General features: G+C 56.3%; 20 protein-coding genes. 17 read left to right on the top strand and 3 right to left on the bottom strand.

Annotated elements, in window-relative coordinates:
• The first annotated feature begins 240 nt into the window (after positions 1 to 240).
• Positions 241 to 1,188: an MBL fold metallo-hydrolase gene (locus tag RHM61_RS00185; RefSeq protein ID WP_322249133.1), complete on the top strand. Its 948-nt coding sequence runs from the start codon at positions 241 to 243 to the stop codon at positions 1,186 to 1,188.
• A 677-nt stretch (positions 1,189 to 1,865) separates the two neighbouring features.
• Positions 1,866 to 2,882 (top strand): aldo/keto reductase, encoded by a 1,017-nt coding sequence (locus RHM61_RS00180; protein ID WP_322249132.1) that lies wholly within the window; start codon positions 1,866 to 1,868, stop codon positions 2,880 to 2,882.
• Here the strand turns inward: RHM61_RS00180 and RHM61_RS00175 are convergent.
• Positions 2,879 to 3,778, bottom strand: coding sequence for a LysR substrate-binding domain-containing protein (locus tag RHM61_RS00175; protein ID WP_322249131.1), 900 nt, complete (start codon positions 3,776 to 3,778; stop codon positions 2,879 to 2,881). The genes RHM61_RS00180 and RHM61_RS00175 overlap by 4 nt on opposite strands.
• Before the next feature lie 111 nt (positions 3,779 to 3,889).
• Here RHM61_RS00175 and RHM61_RS00170 point away from each other — a divergent pair, with 111 nt between their 5' ends.
• The 7 genes from RHM61_RS00170 to RHM61_RS00140 are packed head-to-tail and all read left to right on the top strand — an operon-like array spanning position 3,890 to position 9,985.
• Complete coding sequence (locus tag RHM61_RS00170; protein ID WP_322249130.1) at positions 3,890 to 5,020, top strand: 4-oxalomesaconate tautomerase; 1,131 nt, start codon at positions 3,890 to 3,892, stop codon at positions 5,018 to 5,020.
• Between the two features lie 43 nt (positions 5,021 to 5,063).
• Positions 5,064 to 6,092 carry an amidohydrolase family protein gene (locus RHM61_RS00165; RefSeq protein WP_322251148.1) on the top strand — a complete coding sequence of 343 codons (1,029 nt, stop codon included), beginning with the start codon at positions 5,064 to 5,066 and terminating at the stop codon, positions 6,090 to 6,092.
• A 38-nt stretch (positions 6,093 to 6,130) separates the two neighbouring features.
• Complete coding sequence (ligK, locus tag RHM61_RS00160; protein WP_322249129.1) at positions 6,131 to 6,826, top strand: 4-carboxy-4-hydroxy-2-oxoadipate aldolase/oxaloacetate decarboxylase; 696 nt, start codon at positions 6,131 to 6,133, stop codon at positions 6,824 to 6,826.
• Between the two features lie 23 nt (positions 6,827 to 6,849).
• Complete coding sequence (locus RHM61_RS00155; protein ID WP_322249128.1) at positions 6,850 to 7,767, top strand: amidohydrolase family protein; 918 nt, start codon at positions 6,850 to 6,852, stop codon at positions 7,765 to 7,767.
• Positions 7,768 to 7,770: 3 nt separating this feature from the next.
• Complete coding sequence (gene ligA, locus RHM61_RS00150) at positions 7,771 to 8,163, top strand: protocatechuate 4,5-dioxygenase subunit alpha (RefSeq protein ID WP_322249127.1); 393 nt, start codon at positions 7,771 to 7,773, stop codon at positions 8,161 to 8,163.
• Positions 8,160 to 9,023: a class III extradiol dioxygenase subunit beta gene (locus RHM61_RS00145; RefSeq protein ID WP_322249126.1), complete on the top strand. Its 864-nt coding sequence runs from the start codon at positions 8,160 to 8,162 to the stop codon at positions 9,021 to 9,023. The genes ligA and RHM61_RS00145 overlap by 4 nt, the downstream gene beginning before the upstream one ends.
• Positions 9,024 to 9,025: 2 nt before the next feature.
• On the top strand, positions 9,026 to 9,985 hold the full coding sequence (locus RHM61_RS00140) for a Gfo/Idh/MocA family oxidoreductase (RefSeq protein WP_322249124.1): 960 nt from the start codon (positions 9,026 to 9,028) through the stop codon (positions 9,983 to 9,985).
• Between the two features lie 75 nt (positions 9,986 to 10,060).
• Here the strand turns inward: RHM61_RS00140 and RHM61_RS00135 are convergent, their stop codons facing one another.
• Positions 10,061 to 10,843 carry an IclR family transcriptional regulator domain-containing protein gene (locus RHM61_RS00135; RefSeq protein WP_322249123.1) on the bottom strand — a complete coding sequence of 261 codons (783 nt, stop codon included), beginning with the start codon at positions 10,841 to 10,843 and terminating at the stop codon, positions 10,061 to 10,063.
• A gap of 134 nt (positions 10,844 to 10,977) precedes the next feature.
• Between RHM61_RS00135 and RHM61_RS00130 the strand changes: the two genes are divergently transcribed.
• The 6 genes from RHM61_RS00130 (at position 10,978) to RHM61_RS00105 (ending at position 16,919) form a co-directional block, all read left to right on the top strand.
• Entirely contained in the window at positions 10,978 to 11,859 is an 882-nt protein-coding gene (locus RHM61_RS00130; RefSeq protein WP_322249122.1) for a 4-hydroxyphenylpyruvate dioxygenase, read from the top strand.
• A complete protein-coding gene (locus tag RHM61_RS00125; RefSeq protein WP_322249121.1) occupies positions 11,856 to 12,701 on the top strand; it encodes a shikimate dehydrogenase in 846 nt (281 codons plus the stop codon). Before RHM61_RS00130 ends, RHM61_RS00125 begins: the two co-directional genes overlap by 4 nt.
• Positions 12,698 to 13,585, top strand: a complete 888-nt coding sequence (locus RHM61_RS00120) for a sugar phosphate isomerase/epimerase family protein (RefSeq protein ID WP_322249120.1) — start codon at positions 12,698 to 12,700, stop codon at positions 13,583 to 13,585. Before RHM61_RS00125 ends, RHM61_RS00120 begins: the two co-directional genes overlap by 4 nt.
• A gap of 20 nt (positions 13,586 to 13,605) precedes the next feature.
• Positions 13,606 to 14,073 carry a type II 3-dehydroquinate dehydratase gene (locus RHM61_RS00115; protein ID WP_322249119.1) on the top strand — a complete coding sequence of 156 codons (468 nt, stop codon included), beginning with the start codon at positions 13,606 to 13,608 and terminating at the stop codon, positions 14,071 to 14,073.
• Positions 14,074 to 14,401: 328 nt separating this feature from the next.
• Positions 14,402 to 15,523 carry a porin gene (locus tag RHM61_RS00110; RefSeq protein ID WP_322249118.1) on the top strand — a complete coding sequence of 374 codons (1,122 nt, stop codon included), beginning with the start codon at positions 14,402 to 14,404 and terminating at the stop codon, positions 15,521 to 15,523.
• Between the two features lie 88 nt (positions 15,524 to 15,611).
• Positions 15,612 to 16,919 carry an MFS transporter gene (locus RHM61_RS00105; protein ID WP_322249117.1) on the top strand — a complete coding sequence of 436 codons (1,308 nt, stop codon included), beginning with the start codon at positions 15,612 to 15,614 and terminating at the stop codon, positions 16,917 to 16,919.
• Between the two features lie 99 nt (positions 16,920 to 17,018).
• On the opposite strand, the gene RHM61_RS00100 is transcribed toward RHM61_RS00105, so the two are convergent.
• The gene (locus tag RHM61_RS00100; protein ID WP_322251153.1) at positions 17,019 to 17,144 is read right to left on the bottom strand and encodes a hypothetical protein; all 126 of its coding nucleotides are present in this window, start codon (positions 17,142 to 17,144) and stop codon (positions 17,019 to 17,021) included.
• On the opposite strand from RHM61_RS00100, the gene RHM61_RS00095 reads away from it, so the two are divergent.
• Both RHM61_RS00095 and RHM61_RS00090 read left to right on the top strand, forming a co-directional pair.
• Positions 17,143 to 17,574: an amidohydrolase family protein gene (locus tag RHM61_RS00095; protein WP_322249116.1), complete on the top strand. Its 432-nt coding sequence runs from the start codon at positions 17,143 to 17,145 to the stop codon at positions 17,572 to 17,574. The two genes, RHM61_RS00100 and RHM61_RS00095, sit on opposite strands and share 2 nt — an antisense overlap.
• Positions 17,575 to 17,763: 189 nt before the next feature.
• Positions 17,764 to 19,281, top strand: coding sequence for a DEAD/DEAH box helicase (locus RHM61_RS00090; RefSeq protein WP_322249115.1), 1,518 nt, complete (start codon positions 17,764 to 17,766; stop codon positions 19,279 to 19,281).
• The last annotated feature ends 29 nt before the right edge of the window (positions 19,282 to 19,310 follow it).

The following is a 19,310-nucleotide window of genomic DNA, read 5'->3' as shown; positions in this document are numbered from 1 at the left end:
GGAATTTCGAAAGCAAGGTGCACTGCGTCTCGTTGTGTTTAGTTTGTTTTCTTGTTGTTTTCCAATGTAGCACTTGTACCTAAATTGCGCAACGCCAATAAACAATGCGACAAAAAACGGCAGCAGACCGCATTTTCTCTTCTTGCCGCAGCCGCAGCGTGCGTGCACACTGCGTTTGAACATCATTCGATGTTTGTTTTAATTAAATCAAATCAAGCGCCTCGGCGGAATAAGGCTGTGATGAAAAACATAGGCAAACAACTTTTACTCTGTAGCATCACGCTGCTCTGGCTAGGCACGGCTACGGCCGCACCGGCACCGGCTGCCAGCGCGCCGCTGGAATTGGTGGTGCTCGGTTCCGGCGGCCCCGGTGCCACCGGACGCGCCGCCTCGAGTTACCTGGTCTTGGTTGATGGGGTAGCGCGCATACTCGTCGATGCCGGCCCGGGTGCCTTTGTGCGTCTCGGTGAAAGCGGCCTATCCTTGGGCCAGACCGACATCGTGCTGCTGACGCACTTGCACGCCGATCATGTCGGTGATTTACCCGGTTTGCTCAAGGCGCGCGCGGTATCCGGCGAGGGTGCGCGGCGCTTACGCGTGTTCGGCCCGGACGGCCATACCGCCGATGCACAGCATGCCTACTTTCCTTCAACCTCGGCTTTGCTGCGTTTATTGTTCGGGCCAGCCGGGGCCTATGCGTATTTACAGGATTTTGCGGCCCCCTTGCAGCTTGAAGCACACGACGTGCCGGCCGCACTGGGCCCGCGCAGCGTGCTACGACAGGTGTACAAACAAGATGGCTTGTTGATCACGGCCATCGCCGGCCATCACCGCGATGCGCCGGCGCTGTTGTATCGCATCGATTACGCCGGCAAAAGCATCAGCTTCAGCGGCGATATCGATGCCCAAGGCTGGCCCGATTTACGCCGCATCGCAAAAGGCACGGACTTGCTAGTCTTTAACACCGTGGTACGCGACCCACCCGGCTCACCAGCGGTGCTGTACACCTTGCACACGCCACCGCGCGCGATCGGTCAGTTAGTCCATGAAGTCGGCGCTGGCCGCGTGTTGCTCAGCCATTTGTCACCGGCGGTTGAGCATGCGCGCGATGAAGTGCAGGCGGCGATTGCTGAGACTTACCAAGGGCCGCTGGACTGGGCTGAGGATGGGATGCATGTGCTGCCTTGATTGCGATTTGTTACTTTCTCGCGAGGCAAGGTTTTCTCACGCTTTTATTTTCCAGTGACACGCCTTAGTTGAACCTATTCGGGCAATCAAGCCTTGCTCTTGCAGCACTTTTAAATTGTATTTAATGCCGTCTTCGCTCATGTCGCTCAGTGCCTGACTCAATTCTTTACGAGAGGCTGACGGGTGCAGTCGTAAATATGCCAGAAGCGCTTGCTGCTTTTGATTTAGTTTTGAGTTTGGCTACCGGGTAGTTTCTTGGGTAGTTTCTTTCGGATCACTACCCCAATTCAATTCCATCACGGTCTGGTCAAAAATAAAAGGCGCGTACGCGCCACTGGATTGCCGCCTGCGCGGCAATGACGAATTGGGCGAATGGGTGGGCGCGCAATCGACCTAACTTGTGGGTAATGATCAGGCTTTTGCGACAGCCTCTTTTTACGAGCAATTCTGACGCGTGACGGCGGCACAGACCAATAGTCTGTCGGACTGCGGAGTAATCGGCTGCAAAATCTCCTTAGCTAACGGTGAGTATTCACCTATACCCGATTGCTATAACTGCTGGTGCCCAGTAACACTAGCCAAAACACGCGCAGACCCTCATCATGCGCAAGCTGTCGGCTATCTCTGCGCGAAATTCCTTGCGCTGGCGGTGACAGCATTCAGACACAGGGGCACACATGGAACAACGTCGCATCGCGCAACACCAGGTTACGGCCCTCGGTTTCGGTTGCATGAATCTCAGTCACGCTTACGGTGTGGCACCCTCGGCTGCCGCGGCTGAGCGGGTCTTGTTGCGGGCCTTGGATCTCGGGGTGACGCTGTTTGATACGGCGGCCTTGTACGGCTATGGTGCCAATGAAGAATTAGTCGGCCGCGTGCTGGCGGGGCAGCGCAGTCGCTTTACTTTGGCCAGTAAATGCGGAATTTTTCAAGAAAACGGTCAGCGTCGTATCGATGGGCGGCCGCAGACTTTGCGTCGTACTTGCGAAGACAGTCTGCGCCGTTTGCGTACCGATGTCATCGACTTGTACTACTTGCATCGCTGGGATAAGAGTGTGCCTATCGAAGACAGCGTCGGTGCGCTGGCCGATTTGGTGCAGGCCGGGAAAATCGTCAGCATCGGTTTGTCGGAAGTGTCGGCCGTCACTTTACGACGGGCTCAGGCGGTGCATCCGATTGCGGCGCTGCAGACCGAGTATTCTTTATGGACGCGTAACCCGGAAATCGCCGTGCTTGAGGCTTGTCGTGAACTCGATGTGGCCTTGGTCGCTTTCAGTCCGCTCGGGCGTGGTTTTCTGACGGCGCAGTTGCCTGATGTGCAGGCGTTTGAACCGAATGATATTCGTCGCAGCATGCCACGCTTCAGCACCGCACAGGTCGCCGCGAATTTGCCTTGGCATACAGAATTGCTGGCGCTGGCCGCACAAGTTGGCTGCAGCGCGGCGCAATTATCGCTGGCATGGTTACTGACGCGCGGCGCACATGTGATTCCGATTCCCGGTACCACCAGCCTGGCCCATTTGGAAGAAAACTTGGCGGCAGCCAGTTTGGTCTTGGCACCGCAAGTGCTGAGTCAACTCGATGCACTGATCAATGAGCGCACCGTGGTGGCGGCGCGTTACAACCCAGCCACTCAAGCAGAAATCGATACCGAAGAATTTCCTGTTACAGTGGTACCGTCGAGGCCGACTTAAAGCGGCGTATACATGGTGGCCGCGACGTCCTTGATTAAGGCCATCATGGCATTTTGCGTCAGCGTGGTAATGCGTCCGGCTGCGGTGGCCATGGTTAAGCGTGTCACCAAGCCAGGCTCGATGATGGGGCGCATGCGGTAAGCTTCCGGCTGCGTACTGGTGGTGACGGCGTATTCGGTCAGAATCGCATGGCCGGCACCGTCGGCGACTAAATCGAGAATCGCCGCCACGCTGTCGATTTCCAAATGGATCAGCGGCTTGCAACCTATCGTTGCCATGTGCGCTTCGATCAACATGCGAATCGCATTCGGGCGGTTCGGTATCACCAGCGGCAGGGCGGCGATGTCTTTGAGTGTGATCGGTGCGGCCGCGTCGTTAGCATGGCCCGGACTGACAAAATACAGGCGTTCCTCAGCCAGCGGCGTCAGTGCCAGTTCGCTGGTTTGGGTCGGGTTATACAAGAGCGCGATATCGAGTCGGCCGGTCAACAGCCATTCCTGCATCGAGGTTGACAAGCCTTCGCTGATCGACAGGGTCGCATTGGGCAGGTGCTGGCGGAATGCGCGCGTCAGTGGCACGGTGAGAATTTTTGAGGCGCTCGGCGGCAGACCGACGCTGACCCGACCGGCCAATGCACCGCGTATGCGCCCGAGATCTTCCTTGGCACGCGCGACCTGATGCAAAATCCCACGGCCATGTTCGAGTAATAATTGTCCGGCTTCGGTGGTAGTGACACCCCGTCCATTGCGGGTTAATAAATTCTGCCGCAGCTCGACTTCGAGCTGCCGTATCTGTCGGCTCAGCGCCGGTTGGGCTATTGCGAGCACGGCCGCCGCGCGCGTGAAACTGCCGAGTTCCGCCACGTGGACGAAATAATCGAGTTGTTTGAGATCCATGGCATTCCCGACGTGAAATGAATAAGGTATGCACTATTATGCCAGTTTGTTATATCTGCTAGTGCTCTCTGCCTCTTTTTCTATTGTGTGCGGACTTGCATAATGCCAGTCATGCAAACCCCTATTCCCTCCCTGTTCATGCGCGGCGGTACTTCCCGCGGTCCTTTTTTCCTGGCTTCGGACTTACCGTCCGATATCGCGACGCGCGATCGTGTGCTGTTGGCCATCATGGGTTCACCCGATGCCCGTCAAATCGACGGCATGGGCGGGGCGCATCCGCTGACCAGTAAGGTGGGGATTGTCAGTCTCAGCAGCACGTCTGGTGTCACGCTCGATTTTTTGTTCGCGCAACTGCAGCCGAATGGCAGTACGGTCGATACCACGCCTAACTGCGGCAATATGCTGGCAGCCGTGCTGCCGTTCGCACTCGAACGCGGCTTGATCGCGGCGCAGGGCGATACCACCACGGCGCGCGTGTTGACGTTAAATACAGGCATGCAGTGCGATATCACGGTTCAGACGCCTTTTTTTGGCAGCCAGCGTCAGGTCAGTTATGCCGGCGACACCCGTATCGATGGCGTGCCCGGCAGTTCTGCGCCGGTCAGTATTAATTTTCTTGATACCGCCGGCTCGGTCTGCGCCTCGTTGCTGCCGACTGGTCGGGTACGCGACCGCGTCGAAGTCGATGGTGTCGGCTTTGCGCCATTTTCCATCGATGTGACTTGTATCGATAACGGCATGCCGCTGGTGTTATTCCGCGCGGCCGACCTCGGTTACAGCGGCTATGAGAGTGTGGCCGAGCTCAATGCCGATGCCGCTCTCAAACAGCGCTTGGAAGCCTTGCGTCTGCAATGCGGGCACTTGATGGGTTTGGGTGATGTCAGTGCGCGCAATTACCCGAAGATGACCTTGATCGCGCCAGCGCGTGAGGGGGGCAGTATTTGCACGCGCAGTTTCATCCCACACGTTTGTCATGATGCCATCGGCGTACTGGCTGCGGTTACCGTTGGCACCGCTTGCGTGTTGGCCGGTTCGGTGTGTGACGGGGTGGCGCAGTTGTCGGCCGATGCCGCTGGACGGGTATCGGTTGAGCATCCGAGTGGCGAGTTTTGTGTCGAACTCGGGCTCGATCCGGCGGATCCGCAGAAAGTGCTGCGCGCGGCTTTGCTGCGTACTGCGCGGCTGATCATGCGCGGCGAAGTGATGGTGCCAGCCGCGCTGTGGCAGCCCACGAATACTTGATTAACAAAATAAACACGAGACCTATGTCATGCAAAAAAAATCATTGATCATCGATTGTCACGGTCACTACACGACCGCCCCGAAATCTCTGGAACAATGGCGGATGCGTCAGATCGCCGGGATTGCCGACCCGGCATCGATGCCCAAAGTAAGCGAGCTGAGTATCAGCGACGACGAGCTGCGCGAATCGATAGAAAACAATCAGTTACGCCTGATGCGTGAGCGTGGTTCTGATCTGACAATTTTCTCGCCACGCGCCAGTTTTATGGCGCACCATATCGGCGATTTTCAAGTGTCATCGACTTGGGCCGCGATCTGCAATGAATTGTGTTACCGGGTAGCGCAATTGTTTCCCGATCATTTCGTGCCGGCGGCGATGCTGCCGCAATCGCCCGGTGTCGATCCGGCCAGCTGCATTCCAGAGCTGGAAAAGTGCGTGCGCGAATATGGTAACGTCGGTATTAATTTGAACCCTGACCCTAGCGGCGGTCATTGGACCTCGCCGCCACTGAGCGATAAGTCCTGGTACCCGATTTACGAAAAAATGGTCGAGTTTGATATCCCGGCCATGATCCATGTGTCGACCAGTTGCAATAGCTGCTTCCACACCACCGGCGCGCATTATCTCAATGCCGACACCACCGCTTTCATGCAGTGTTTGACCTCGGATTTGTTCAGCGATTTCCCGACCCTGAAATTTTTGATCCCGCATGGCGGCGGTGCCGTGCCATATCACTGGGGTCGTTTCCGTGGTTTGGCGCAGGAATTGAAGAAACCTTTGTTGCAAGATCATTTGCTCAATAATATATTCTTCGATACCTGTGTCTATCATCAGCCGGGCATCGATTTACTCAATACCGTTATCCCGGTCAAGAATGTCTTGTTCGCTTCAGAAATGATTGGTGCCGTGCGCGGTATTGATCCTGAGAGCGGCCACTATTTCGATGATACCAAACGCTATATTGAAGCCTCGACGCTACTGAGCGCCGAGGACCGGCACCAGATTTACGAAGCCAATGCGCGCCGCGTGTTCCCCCGTCTCGATGCGGCACTGACGGCCGCCGGCCGCTGAAACAGCGAGATTGTTCGAACAATTCAAGGAAAACTATCATGAGCAACAGAATCAATCAACTTGGCGTAGTCCGTCGCCGTATCGAACGCGCCGACCCGGCGGCAGTGGCCCAACTGGCACAATTCGGTGTGGCCACCATCCATGAAGCAATGGGGCGGGTCGGTTTGATGAAGCCGTATATGCGGCCAATTTACAGCAGTGCGCGTATCTGCGGCACGGCCGTAACCGTGTTGCTGCAACCGGGTGATAATTGGATGATGCATGTCGCCGCGGAACAGATACAGCCGGGTGACGTGGTGGTGGCCGCCTGCACCACCGACAATGAAGATGGCTTCTTCGGTGATTTGTTGGCGACTTCGTTTCAAGCACGCGGTGCACGCGGCTTGATCATCGATGGCGGCGTGCGTGATGTGCGTGATCTCACTGAGATGGGTTTTCCAGTGTTTTCTCGCGCTATCAATGCCAAGGGCACCATCAAGGCTACGCTCGGTTCGGTCAATATTCCGGTTGTGTGTGCCGGTGCCCAGGTCAATCCTGGTGATGTCGTGATTGCTGACATCGATGGGGTGGTGGTGGTGCCGGCGGCGTTCGCCCAGCAGGTCGCCGATGCGGCGGCGGCGCGCGAAGCTAACGAGGGCGATAAACGGGCGATTTTCGCTTCCGGTGTGCTCGGCCTCGACTATTATAAAATGCGCGCTGGACTGGAACAAGCCGGTTTGACTTATCTTGATTGACAGAGCGGATACACACAACGGCTATGACTGAACAAACTGATTTCATCAAAACACCGGGTTGGCTCGATTTCCATCCGGCACCGACGCGGCCGGCATTTGTGTTACCGGCCGGCGCGGTCGACGCGCACTGCCATGTATTCGGCCCGGCGGCGCAGTTTCCGTATGCGCCGGAACGGAAATACACCCCGTGCGACGCCTCCAAAGAACAATTGTTCGCCTTGCGCGATCATTTGGGTTTCGCAAAAAATGTGATCGTGCAAGCTACTTGCCACGGCACCGATAACCGCGCCTTGCTCGATGCCTTGCAGGCAGCAGAAGGGCGCGCGCGCGGCGTGGCGACGGTACATCGCGACATCAGCGATGCCGAATTGTTGGCCATGCATGCGGCCGGGGTACGTGGCACGCGCTTCAATTTTGTCAAACGCTTGGCCGATTTTACCCCGCGCGAAGTGCTGGTCGATATCGCCCGCCGCATCGCGCCACTCGGTTGGCATGTGGTAGTGTATTTCGAAGCGCAGGATTTGCCCGAGTTGTACGATTTTTTCACCAGCTTGCCGACCACCGTGGTGGTTGACCATATGGGCCGGCCCGATGTGTCTTTGCCGGTCGATGGCCCCGAGTTCGCCTTGTTCGAAACCATGATGCGCGAGCATCCGCATATCTGGAGCAAAGTCAGTTGTCCGGAGCGGCTCAGTATCAGCGGCCCGCCGGCGCTCAATGGCGAACGCCAGGCGTATCGCGACGTGGTGCCGTTTGCGCGTCGCTTGATCGAGCAATTTCCGGATCGGGTATTGTGGGGCACCGACTGGCCACATCCGAATCTGAAGGGGCATATGCCCGACGATGGTTTGCTGGTAGACTTTATTCCGCAGATCGCCAGTAGCCTTGAACTGCAGCAGAAATTGCTGGTCGATAATCCCCAACGTTTGTATTGGAGTTAGATCATGGCCTTGGAAAAACCCTATCAAGATATTCCCGGTACGACGATCTTCGATGCCGAACAATCGCGTCTTGGTTATCACCTCAATCAATTCTGCATGTCGCTGATGAAGGCCGCTAACCGTCTGCGTTTCAAAGCCGACGAGCGCGCTTACCTTGATGAATGGCCGATGACGGAAGAGCAGAAGCAGGGTGTGCTGACGCGGGACTTGAATCGTTGTTTGGCGGCCGGCGGAAATATTTATTTCCTCGCCAAAATCGGTGCCACCGATGGCTTGTCGTTTCAATACATGGCCGCCAGCATGACCGGCATGAGCCAGTCAGACTATGCAGCTATGATGCTGGCCGGCGGTCGCCATATCGATGGCAATCGTTATATCGGAGAAGAAAAGAAATGAGTGATCAGCAAGCCCGTATTACTGCCAGTGTGTACACCTCGCATGTGCCGGCCATCGGTGCCGCTCTCGATCTTGGCAAGAGTGCTGAGCCGTATTGGAAACCGGTATTTGATGGTTATGCACCATCGCAGGAATGGCTCAAAGAGAACACGCCGGATGTGATTTTTTTGGTCTATAACGATCACGCCACGGCCTTCAGCCTGGAAATGATACCGACCTTCGCGATCGGTTGCGCGGCGCAATTTCAGCCGGCCGATGAAGGTTGGGGGCCACGTCCGGTGCCGGTAGTGAACGGGCATCCGGAATTGGCAGCGCATATTGCGCAATCGGTGATACAGCAAAATTTTGACCTGACCATCGTCAATAAAATGGATGTCGATCATGGTTTGACAGTGCCGCTGTCGCTGCTGTTCGGTCAGCCCGAACAATGGCCATGTGCCGTGATTCCCTTCGCCGTCAATGTGGTGCAATATCCGGCACCGTCGGGACGGCGCTGTTTCGAGCTCGGCAAAGCACTGCGCCGTGCCATCACTTCCTATGACAAGCCGCTCAAGGTACAGGTGTGGGGTACCGGTGGCATGAGTCATCAATTGCAGGGCGCACGCGCCGGCTTGATCAACCGTGAATTTGACAATGCTTTTCTCGATCGCCTCATCGCCGAGCCCGATGGTTTGGCCGATCTCGCGCATATTGACTACCTGCGTGAAGCCGGTTCGGAAGGCATAGAATTGGTGATGTGGTTGATTGCGCGTGGCGCGATGGATGATGTCGCCGGTGCCGCCGCAGCAAAACTGGTGCAGCGCTTTTACCATGTGCCGGCCTCGAATACGGCGGTCGGTCATTTGATTTTGGAGAATTAAGCATGAGCAAGACCATCAAAGTCGCACTGGCCGGTGCCGGTGCCTTCGGCATCAAGCATCTCGATGGCATTCGCTTGATCGAGGGTGTGGAAGTGGTGTCCTTGGTCAGTCGCGACCTGGAAAAAACCGCGCAGATCGCGGCGCGTTACGGGATCGCCCATGTGACGACGGACTTGGCCGAGAGTTTGGCCTTGCCGGAAGTGGATGCGGTGATTCTGTGTACGCCGACCCAGTTACACGCCGAGCAAGCCATCGCTTGTCTGAAGGCGGGCAAACATGTGCAAGTCGAAATTCCCTTGGCCGATAGTTTGGCCGGTGCCGAAGCGGTGGCTGCAGCGGCGCGCAGCAGCGGGTTGGTGGCGATGTGTGGTCATACTCGGCGCTTTAATCCCAGTCATCAATATGTTCACGAACAGATGCGCAGCGGGGCCTTCCGCTTGCAGCAAATGGATGTGCAAACCTATTTTTTCCGGCGCAGCAATATGAATGCGCTCGGCGAGGCACGCAGCTGGACTGACCATTTGCTCTGGCATCATGCGGCCCATACGGTCGATCTGTTCGCTTATCAGAGTGGCGGTGAAATCATTGCGGCCAATGCCATGCAAGGGCCGATCCACCCGCAGCTCGGGATTGCCATGGATATGTCGATCCAGCTCAAAAGCAGCACCGGCGCGATTTGTACCCTGTCTTTGAGTTTTAATAATGATGGACCGCTCGGTACTTACTTCCGTTATATCGGCGACAGCGCGACCTACTTGGCACGTTACGATGATCTGTACAACGGCAAGGAAGAAAAAATCGATGTCAGTCAGGTTGACGTATCGATGAATGGCATCGAGCTGCAGGATCGCGAATTTTTTGCCGCTATCCGCGAAGGCCGCGAACCGAATTCCAGTGTCGCCTTGGTACTGCCATGTTATCGCGTGCTGCAGCAATTGGCCGAGCAACTGCAAACCCAATAGAGGTTTTTCAAACAGCGAGCCTTGCCGTGCATAGCTACGGCAGGGCTCGCTGCTGTCCGCTCTTTTTGCTATCCCTCACACCCACTGCATCATGGTGTTAGCGGCCGCCTGCAGCGCCGGCAAGCAGCGCGCACTGGCTTCGGCTTTCGAGCTGCTGGCGATCATCATGGAAATACTCAAGGCACCGACCAACATGCCGCGGCGGTTCTTGAGCGGCACCGAGATGCCGCGCAAGCCGATTTCAAACTGATTTTCAGTCACCGCGAAACCTTGTTCGCGGATCGTCGCCAATTCTTCCGCCAACACGGTTTTGTCAGTGACGGTCAAGTGGGTATAGGCGACCAGTTCGACGCGTGCTAAATACGTCTGTAATTCCAGCTCACTCAATGCCGCCAGTAACACTCGGCCGGCGGTCGAGGTATACGCCGGTAAGCGGGTGCCCGGTTCAAAGCCGGTGGTCAGCAAACGCGGCGCATTGACCCGGCTGACATACACCACATCATCGCCCTCCAATAAGGAGTAATTACTCGACTCTTGCAACTGCAAAGTCAGGCGCTGCAAGAACGGCACGATGGCGCGCGGCAGGCGTGCCGAATTGATGTACGAACGCCCGAGATTGAGTACTTTGGGGGTGAGCCAAAAGCTTTTGCCATCGGTGGCGGCCAAGCCGATATGCACCAGCGTGAGCAGATAGCGGCGCGCGGCGCTGCGGCTGATGGTGATTTTTTCCGCCAGTTCGCTCGCACTCAGGCGGGCCGCATCATCGTTGAAGGCGGTGATGACATCGATGCCGGTGATCAGGCCATCAATCAAATCACGTTTGGCGACTTCGACGGCTTCGAGTTGGGCGCGTGACATGTTGAAATTTCCTTGGCTTTGTGCGCTGATCGCGCGAACTGAGCGATTGTCGCAGCAAACGCGTTTTTTGGCACTGTTTTTTCGCACCGCTCTTTTTTACACTGACTGCATCTTCCTATCAAGGTGCGCCAACAATGAATCTGCAACAACATCATCCCGAGCCGGACAATCCGCTCGGTATCTCCGGCATCGAGTTCATCGAATATGCGACCGCGCGTCCGTTGGTGTTCGGTGCTTTGCTGGAGCAAATGGGTTTCGTCGCTATCGCCCGGCACCGTTCGCGCGAAGTGACGCTGTATCGCCAGGGCAGCATGAATATCATCGTCAACGCCGACCCGGCAGCATTGCCACCGGCTGACAATGCGCCGCAATCGACCGTGATCAGCGCCATCGCGCTGCGCGTGCGCGATGCCGATGCCGCCTACCGCCATACCATCGCTATGGGTGCCTGGGGCATACAGACGCGTGCCGGTGTGATGGAATTGAATATCCCCGGCGTGCATGGTGTCGGTGATTCGATTTTGTACTTCGTCGACCGCGTGCGCGATTTCTCGATTTACGATGTCGATTTCAAAGCGCTGCCACAAGTTGACCCGGCACCGCCGGCACTGGCTGGCATGCATTTCTTCGGTGTGGTGCAAACCATAGGGCGCGAGCGGACGCCGGAATGGATCGATTTTTATCAGCAATTGATGGATTTTCGGCCGCTGCCGGAAGGGCGCTTCTTTGGTGTTTTACCCAAGGGCATGCTGTTGGAAAGTCCTTGCCATAGCTTTTACTTGCAATTGATTGAGCCGCCGGAAGGCGCTGCCGGTTTGCAGTGGGATGAGCAATTAGTACGCATCGGCATCGGCGCACCGGACGTGCCTGCTGCGGTGCGTAGCTTACAACAACGCGGCATTGTGTTTGTTGATCGCGCCGCTGCCGGTGCGAGCGAAAAAGGCGCATTGACCCAACTTTATACAGGCGGCATTTGTTTCGAACTGGTCGTCAGCCATCCGGAGCACACAGCATGAGCGCAATTTCAGGAACGACCCGTATTTTTTTCGTCATCGGTTGGCCGGTCGAGCAGGTTAAGGCACCGGCTTTGTTCAATGCCTATTTTGAGCAGCATGGTTTGGATGCGCGCGTGATCCCGCTCAAGGTCGCGCCGGACGCGTATACCGCGACGGTGCGGCAGTTGATGACAATCGAGAATGTCGGCGGCATCTTCGTGTCGATTCCACATAAGCCGATGACGGTCAGCAGTGTGGATATCGTCACTGAGCGCGCGCAAATGGCCGGTGCTTGCAATGCGATTTACCGCGATCTGCAAGGCCGTATCGTCGGCGATTTGATCGATGGCGAAGGTTTTGTGCGTGGTTTGGATCGTACTTGTGCCGCCCAGCCCTTCGATTGGGCGCAGGCACGTGCGCTGGTGGTCGGCAGCGGTGGAGTCGGGTGCGCGATTGCCGCTTCTTTGGCGGCGCGCGGGATTGCTGAGATCGGTGTATATGACACCCGCACGGAACAGGCCGAGGCCTTGCAACAGCGTTTGCAGCTCGCTTTCCCGGCTACGGCTGTCAGTGTGGTGGCACCACAGGCGCGCGGCTATGATTTGATCGTCAACTCGACGCCACTGGGCATGCATGTCGATGATCCTTTGCCGCTCGATCTCACTGGCTTGTCGGCCGAGTGTATCGTCGCCGATTGCGGCATGAAAATCGAAATGACGAAATTGCTGACAGCCGCCGCAGCACGTGGTTGCCGTATCCAGAAAGGGCGCGAGATGTTGATCGAACAAGCACCCTTGTACTTGGAATTGTTCGGCTGGCCCGATGTGGATGCGGCGGCTTTTCGGGCGCTGGGGACTTTATGAATCTGAGTAATTTCGGTATGGACAGCATCACGCTGGCCGGTCCGCTCGAATCGAAACTGGCGGCCTCGAAAGCCGCCGGGTTTTCGCAAATCATGCTGTGGGCCAAAGACTTGGCCTCGTATCCGGGTGGCTTGGAGCAGGCGGTGCGGCTGGTGCGCGCCAGCGGTGTGCGCGTCACCGGCATTCAAGTCATGCGCGATTTTGAGGGCTTGAGCGGGCCGCTGCACGAATACAAGCTCGATATCGCCAAAAACATGCTGCAGATTTGCCGCGCAGTTGGCGCGCCTTTGTTGATGGTGTGTTCCAGTACTTCCAGTCATGCCAGCGGCGATATCCAGGTGATTGCCCGGCATTTGGCCAAACTGGCGACGCTGGCCGTGCCGCTGGGCGTGCGGGTCGGCTTTGAAGCGCTGTCTTGGGGGCGGCATATCAATCAGTATGAACAATCATGGCAAGCCGTTGAATTGGCCGATCATGCCAACCTCGGTGTAGTGATCGACAGCTTTCACATGCTCGCCAATCAAGCCAACTTCGATGCCATCGATGATATCCCAAGTGGAAAAATCGCCATGGTGCAGTTGTCGGATTATATGTGGCGTGATATCCGCAGTGCCGAAGAAAGACTCGAAACCGCGCGTCATCTGCGCGTGTTTCCGGGTGAGGGCACGCACTCGCAAGAATTGAGCGACTTGTTGCGCCGCTTAGATAAAAACGCTTATCGCGGCGATTACAGTTTTGAAGTCTTCAATGATGACTATCTGCAGTTGTCACCCGAAGTCGTGGCGGCACGCGCGCATGCCTCGGCGAAATGGGTCACCGATCAGGTATTGCGACGTAGTTTGAATATGCGTGCGCCGGTACCCGGTCATCCGATGATGGCTTGATTTAACTGAATGCGATTGCGATGATGAAAACCCTGTTGATACTCAATGGCCCCAACCTCAACTTGCTCGGTACGCGTGAGCCAGGCGTGTATGGTGCACAAACCTTGGCTGAAGTCGGCCAATCGTGCGCGGCCGCGTGCGCCGCACAAGGCTGGGCTTGTGATTTTCGCCAGTCGAATCATGAAGGCGTGCTGCTCGATTGGATACAGGAAGCCGGCGCAGAACAAGCTGCCGGTCGGGTGGTCGGGGTGATTTTCAATGCCGGGGCGTACACCCACAGCTCGATCGCTTTGGCCGATGCCGTCAAAGGCGCGGCGCTGCGTTTGATTGAATTACATATTTCGAATGTGCATGCGCGCGAAGCGTTTCGCCAGCATTCATATTTGTCGCCAGTGGCAGCGGGCGTTTTGTTTGGCTTCGGCACGGCCGGTTATGTGCTGGCCGTCGCCGCCATGGCGGAACTGTTGCGCTCGCAAGGACAGACATGACACGCGTGCCGCCGCCCGAACATCTGATCAGTCTCGTAATGCTGTTGGCTACGCAAGTGAAGGTGAGCGTAGCCCTGTACAGATTTTTGTTCAGCGTCAGCGCCTTCACGGTGGGGTAAATTATTTCTCACAGCAATGATCGCGCGTCCCAGACTTTGGTGTTGACCATGCTGAGTCTGGCTGTGTTACTCGCGGCCTTATCGTGGCTGGCGATTCCTTACGCTTACCGCAAACACACCGAGTAAGTTGGCAAGAAGCCCCCTCACTTCCAGCTTTACTTGGGGGGAAATAAAAAATTTGAAATCACTAAAATAATTTGGAGATCACTATGAACAAACAAGTCATTGCCTTGGCACTGATGGCCGGCGGTACATCCTTGGCTCAGGCTCAAAGCAACGTCACTATTTACGGCTCGCTCGATCAATATCTTGGCTATATCAGCAGCACCAGCGGCACGCACGTGTTCGGTATCAATGACGGCTCGGTACTGCGTAGCCGCCTTGGCTTTCGCGGCGTCGAAGAACTCGGTGACGGTTACCAGGCTAAATTCAATCTCGAACAAGGCTTGAATGCCGATACCGGTGCCTCGGCCGATAGCAATCATTTGTTTGATCGCCAAGCTTGGGTCGGCATCAATACGCCGCTCGGTGAATTCCGTTTGGGCCGCCAGAATACCGAAATTTTCTTCATCGGTGGAGCGATTGATTACACCGAGCGGACGACCTTCGGCTCGGTCGTCAATACTTTCGGCGTTCCTTCGCGCTACGATAATGATATGTCGTATAAAACGCCGCGCCTGGCCGGTTTCCAGGGCGCGCTGCATTATGCCCTCGGTGAGCAGGCTGGTGGTGGTGTGAGCCAGAGCGCGGTGATGCAGTTCTCGCTCGATTTCAGTCAAGGCCCGTATCGCATCGGTTATGCCGGTTTGAGTGCGAAACCGGCACCGAGCGGCAGCGTGCAAGAAAAAATTCAATATCACAATGTGTATGCCGATTATGATTATGGCCAAGGTAAAGTGTATTTCGCCTACGTGCACAGCAATAATAATACCGCCAGCGCCAATGGTTTGACGGCCGCGACGATACTGAGCAATGTCGCTAATCCGAATAATCTGTTCGCCGGTACCGATAAGAACGCGAATCGCTACTTCAATATTTATCAGCTGTCGGGCGACTATCGCATCAATCAGCAAGTCCGCGTCGGCGCTTTGTACGGGGTGATCAAAGATACGACTGGCGGGAATGCCGGTGCCAAAGGCGGCAATATCGGGGTGTTTTATGATCTCTCGAAACGCACCACTTTATATACCTTTGCCAGTGTGCTCAGTAATGCAGCCAATGCCGGTTTCCGTTTCAGCGGTTCGGCTGCACCGGCTGCCAACTTGGCTGGTGCCGATGTCAATGGTCAACGTTTGAGCGGTTTGCAAACCGGGTTTGTGCATAAGTTTTAAGGATCTGCCGCTTTAACCGGGCTTCCCGAAAAACTTTTGGTACACCGCCAGACGCGCTGTGCCACTTCACCTTGATAGAGAAAAACGTATGTCTACATTTACCAGTAAGCGCCAAGCGGCGTCCACTTCCTCCGCCTCGTCGCGCAAAGCCGCGCTCGCCAGCTGGATCGGCAGCGCGGTCGAATATTATGACTTTTTTATTTACGGCACGGCTGCCGCCTTGGTGTTCGGGAAAATATTTTTCCCTGCCTTTGATCCGGCTACTGCCACCATTGCTGCCTTTGCCACGTTCGGCGTCGCTTATGTCACTCGGCCTATCGGCGCGGTCGTGCTCGGTCACATCGGTGATAAATACGGTCGCAAAAAGGTACTGACGTTCACTTTGCTGTTGATGGGCGTGTCGACGTTTTTAGTCGGCCTGCTGCCAACGTATTCACAGATCGGCATTGCTGCACCTATCATGCTGGTGGTCTTGCGCATGTTGCAGGGTTTATCGGCCGCCGGCGAACAAGCCGGTGCCAATTCGATGACGCTGGAACACGCACCGGCGCATCGGCGTGCCTTCTTCACCAGCTTCACATTGAGCGGCACGCAAGCTGGTTTGATTTTAGCGACGTTGGTGTTTTTGCCGATTTCGGCACTGCCGGAAGATCAGTTGTTGTCTTGGGGCTGGCGTATTCCCTTCTTTTTAAGCGCCATCGTGGTTGCCGTCGGCATGTGGGTACGTCGGACTTTGCCAGAAACGCCAGCCTTTGAAGGACATCACGACAAGTCGGAGAAAATGCCGGTGACCATGCTGTTTACCAGTAACAAGGCCAATGTCGTGCGCGTGATTTTTGCCGCGCTGGTGTCGGTGGTCAGTACCATTTTCAGCGTCTTCACGCTCTCGTATGCCGTCAACACCATGCATATTCCGCGCGCTACCATGCTCACGGTGTTGGTGTTGGCGAATGTGGTCGCGCTGGCGGCGATTCCGGCCTTTGCCATTTTGTCTGATCGTATCGGCCGCAAGCCGGTGTTCATTTTCGGTGCACTCGGTTCGGCGGCCTTGATCTGGCCTTACATGTGGGCGATCAGTCAGGTTAACATCGGCTTGATTTTTACCTTCGGTCTGTTGTTGTCAGGTGTGGTCTACAGCGCCGCCAATGGTGTTTGGCCATCCTTGTACGGTGAAATGTTCGGCACCCGGGTACGTTTGTCGGGTATGGCGATCGGCACCCAGATCGGCTTTGCCCTTGGCGGCTTTGCACCGACCATCAGCGCCTCGATCTTGCAACCAGGCCCGAACGGTTGGATGCCAGTGGCAGTATTTGTGACCGTGACGGCGCTGATTTCTGCCGCTTCGGTTGCGACTTGTCGCGAGACGTATCGGACGGCGATGGATCAGCTCGGGTAATTCTTTTTTCGCTGTTACACCAGCGCGCGCTGCTCGCAGTTCCGCTCAGCGTATCTCAATCTGGTAACGAAAATCCGCCGCCGCGCCACGCGAGCGGCGTCATTCCAGCGGCTGGCGATCATAGCCGAACGCCAGCCTGTCAATCACCACTGCCGGTGCGGCCACGGGCATGTTCAGCGCTGCGGCATGGGTGCGGCTGCTGGCAATGCTTAAGGTGCGAGGCATGCAAGTCGAAGTCCATCAACTGGCTCAGGCCTTGCAGCCAGTATTGGAACCTTTGCTGGCCGCCGGCCTCAATGTTGTGGTAGACCATTTCGGCCGACCCGATCCGCTGCTGGGGATTACCGATCCCGGCTTTCGCTATTTGCTCGCGCTGGGGGCCAGCCAAAACGTATGGGTGAAATTGTCGGCCGCCTATCGCAACGGTGCAGAGGGACGCGGCGAGCAAATCGCCTTGGCTGCTATGCCCTTATTGCTGGCGCAATTCGGTCCGCAACGATTATTGTGGGGCAGCGACTGGCCGCACACCTTGTACGAGGCCAGCGCACATTACGGCCAACAAACGCTGATGTTGGAACAATACTTGCCGAATCAAGCAGCGCGCCGCATCGTGCTGCGTGACAGTCCGGCGGCCTTGTTCGGGTTCTCCGCTTGAAAATCGCGCGCTGTCGCCGTGTGCGACGCGCGCTTACGCTATAGATTCCCGTAAGCCCTTGATTTGTAATATACTCTTGTCTTTCCTCATCTATACCCACTTAACATTGACTTCCTCAGAAACTTGGTGTTCTCGGCAGACTGACCGTGCCGGTACCGTGTTTGATTCACGGAAGGCCCACCATTGACCATGACTGATATCAAGTCCCCCTCTATTTCCCCTGACGAGCAAACCGAACATCCTGTGAAGTTTGAAGATTTCGGCCTCTCGCCCGATATATTGCGCGCTTTGTCCGAGCAGGGCTATGTGCATCCTACGCCTATCCAAGCCGAAGCGATTCCGGTGGTTTTGCAAGGTCGTGATGTGATGGGTGCAGCCCAGACCGGTACCGGTAAAACGGCCGGTTTCGCTCTGCCTATCATTCAGCGTTTGCTCGCCCATGCCAGCACCAGTGCCTCACCGGCGCGCCATCCGGTGCGCGCCTTGATACTGACGCCGACCCGTGAGCTGGCCGATCAAGTTGCCGCTAATGTCAAATCGTATGCGCGCTTCACGCCGCTGCGTTCGACCGTGGTGTTCGGTGGCGTCGATATGACCGCGCAAACGGTGGCACTGCGCGGCGGGGTGGAAATCGTCATCGCTACGCCGGGCCGCTTGCTCGATCATGTGCAGCAAAAAACCATTAACTTGTCGCAGACACAGATTTTAGTGATGGATGAGGCTGATCGCATGCTCGACATGGGTTTCTTGCCTGATTTGCAACGCATCATCAATCTCTTGCCTAAGCAAAGACAGAACCTGATGTTTTCGGCGACTTTTTCACCCGAAATCAAACGGCTGGCGGCCAGCTTCCTCAATGATCCGCAAACCATCGAAGTCGCGCGCAGCAATGCCACGGCCGACAATGTCACGCAGATTTTGTACAAGGTGTCGGAAGAAGAGAAGCGCGATGCGGTTTCCTTCATCATCCGCGAGCGCGGTCTTAAGCAAGTCATCGTGTTTTCCAATACCAAGATCGGCGCCTCGCGTTTGGCGTTGCACTTGGTTAAGCAAGGTGTCAAAGCCACGGCGATTCATGGTGACAGATCGCAATCGGAACGCATGCAGGCGCTGGAAGATTTCAAGCGCGGTGGCGTTGAAGTGCTGGTGGCTACCGATGTGGCTGCGCGCGGTCTGGATATTTCGGAAATGCCGTGTGTGATCAATTACGATCTGCCCTACAACGCCGAAGATTATGTTCATCGTATCGGTCGTACTGGTCGTGCCGGTGCCAAGGGTGATGCGATTTCTTTGCTTACCGATAAAGATGAACGTTTGCTGGCCGATATCGAAAAATTGATTAAGCAGAAAATCGTTTGTCTGAACTTGGCCGGGTTTGTTGCTACCTCGAGCATCAGCAGCGAACGCAGCCGTCCGGTTCGTAGCGAGCGCAGCGAGCCGGCTGAACGTGGCGAGCGCAGTGCCCGTCCTGAGCGCAGCGAACGGCCGGAACGCTCTGAGCGTACTGACCGTCCGGAGCGCAGCAGTGGCCGCGGCTTTTTGCCAGCGCGTGAAAAAGTTGATCCGTGGTTTTTGAAACCCTATGAACCGAGTGCCAGTACTCTGCCGTCGCTGTCGACGGCAGTCGAACTGGCGATGAATGGTGCGGCCCCCACCAAGCCGCGTGCTGCTTTGCTGGGCGGACGGCCGAAAGTCAGTGCGGAATAACTCTTGGTGTCAGCGTATTTAAGGAAGCG

The sequence above is a fragment of the Undibacterium sp. CCC3.4 genome, assembly GCF_034347425.1.
In the GTDB taxonomy this organism is placed as follows: Bacteria; Pseudomonadota; Gammaproteobacteria; order Burkholderiales; family Burkholderiaceae_D; genus Undibacterium.
Note: the sequence above shows the minus strand (reverse complement) of the source record. Positions and strands in the feature narration are given on the sequence as shown.

Bases quoted from the DNA above. Each gene is read 5' to 3' on its own strand.
- RHM61_RS00185 (WP_322249133.1), top strand. From the start codon at position 241: ATGAAAAACATAGGCAAACAACTTTTACTCTGTAGCATCACGCTGCTC.
- RHM61_RS00180 (WP_322249132.1), top strand. From the start codon at position 1,866: ATGGAACAACGTCGCATCGCGCAACACCAGGTTACGGCCCTCGGTTTC.
- RHM61_RS00175 (WP_322249131.1), bottom strand. From the start codon at position 3,778: ATGGATCTCAAACAACTCGATTATTTCGTCCACGTGGCGGAACTCGGC.
- RHM61_RS00170 (WP_322249130.1), top strand. From the start codon at position 3,890: ATGCAAACCCCTATTCCCTCCCTGTTCATGCGCGGCGGTACTTCCCGC.
- ligK (WP_322249129.1), top strand. From the start codon at position 6,131: ATGAGCAACAGAATCAATCAACTTGGCGTAGTCCGTCGCCGTATCGAA.
- RHM61_RS00155 (WP_322249128.1), top strand. From the start codon at position 6,850: ATGACTGAACAAACTGATTTCATCAAAACACCGGGTTGGCTCGATTTC.
- ligA (WP_322249127.1), top strand. From the start codon at position 7,771: ATGGCCTTGGAAAAACCCTATCAAGATATTCCCGGTACGACGATCTTC.
- RHM61_RS00145 (WP_322249126.1), top strand. From the start codon at position 8,160: ATGAGTGATCAGCAAGCCCGTATTACTGCCAGTGTGTACACCTCGCAT.
- RHM61_RS00140 (WP_322249124.1), top strand. From the start codon at position 9,026: ATGAGCAAGACCATCAAAGTCGCACTGGCCGGTGCCGGTGCCTTCGGC.
- RHM61_RS00135 (WP_322249123.1), bottom strand. From the start codon at position 10,843: ATGTCACGCGCCCAACTCGAAGCCGTCGAAGTCGCCAAACGTGATTTG.
- RHM61_RS00130 (WP_322249122.1), top strand. From the start codon at position 10,978: ATGAATCTGCAACAACATCATCCCGAGCCGGACAATCCGCTCGGTATC.
- RHM61_RS00125 (WP_322249121.1), top strand. From the start codon at position 11,856: ATGAGCGCAATTTCAGGAACGACCCGTATTTTTTTCGTCATCGGTTGG.
- RHM61_RS00120 (WP_322249120.1), top strand. From the start codon at position 12,698: ATGAATCTGAGTAATTTCGGTATGGACAGCATCACGCTGGCCGGTCCG.
- RHM61_RS00115 (WP_322249119.1), top strand. From the start codon at position 13,606: ATGATGAAAACCCTGTTGATACTCAATGGCCCCAACCTCAACTTGCTC.
- RHM61_RS00110 (WP_322249118.1), top strand. From the start codon at position 14,402: ATGAACAAACAAGTCATTGCCTTGGCACTGATGGCCGGCGGTACATCC.
- RHM61_RS00105 (WP_322249117.1), top strand. From the start codon at position 15,612: ATGTCTACATTTACCAGTAAGCGCCAAGCGGCGTCCACTTCCTCCGCC.
- RHM61_RS00095 (WP_322249116.1), top strand. From the start codon at position 17,143: ATGCAAGTCGAAGTCCATCAACTGGCTCAGGCCTTGCAGCCAGTATTG.
- RHM61_RS00100 (WP_322251153.1), bottom strand. From the start codon at position 17,144: ATGCCTCGCACCTTAAGCATTGCCAGCAGCCGCACCCATGCCGCAGCG.
- RHM61_RS00090 (WP_322249115.1), top strand. From the start codon at position 17,764: ATGACTGATATCAAGTCCCCCTCTATTTCCCCTGACGAGCAAACCGAA.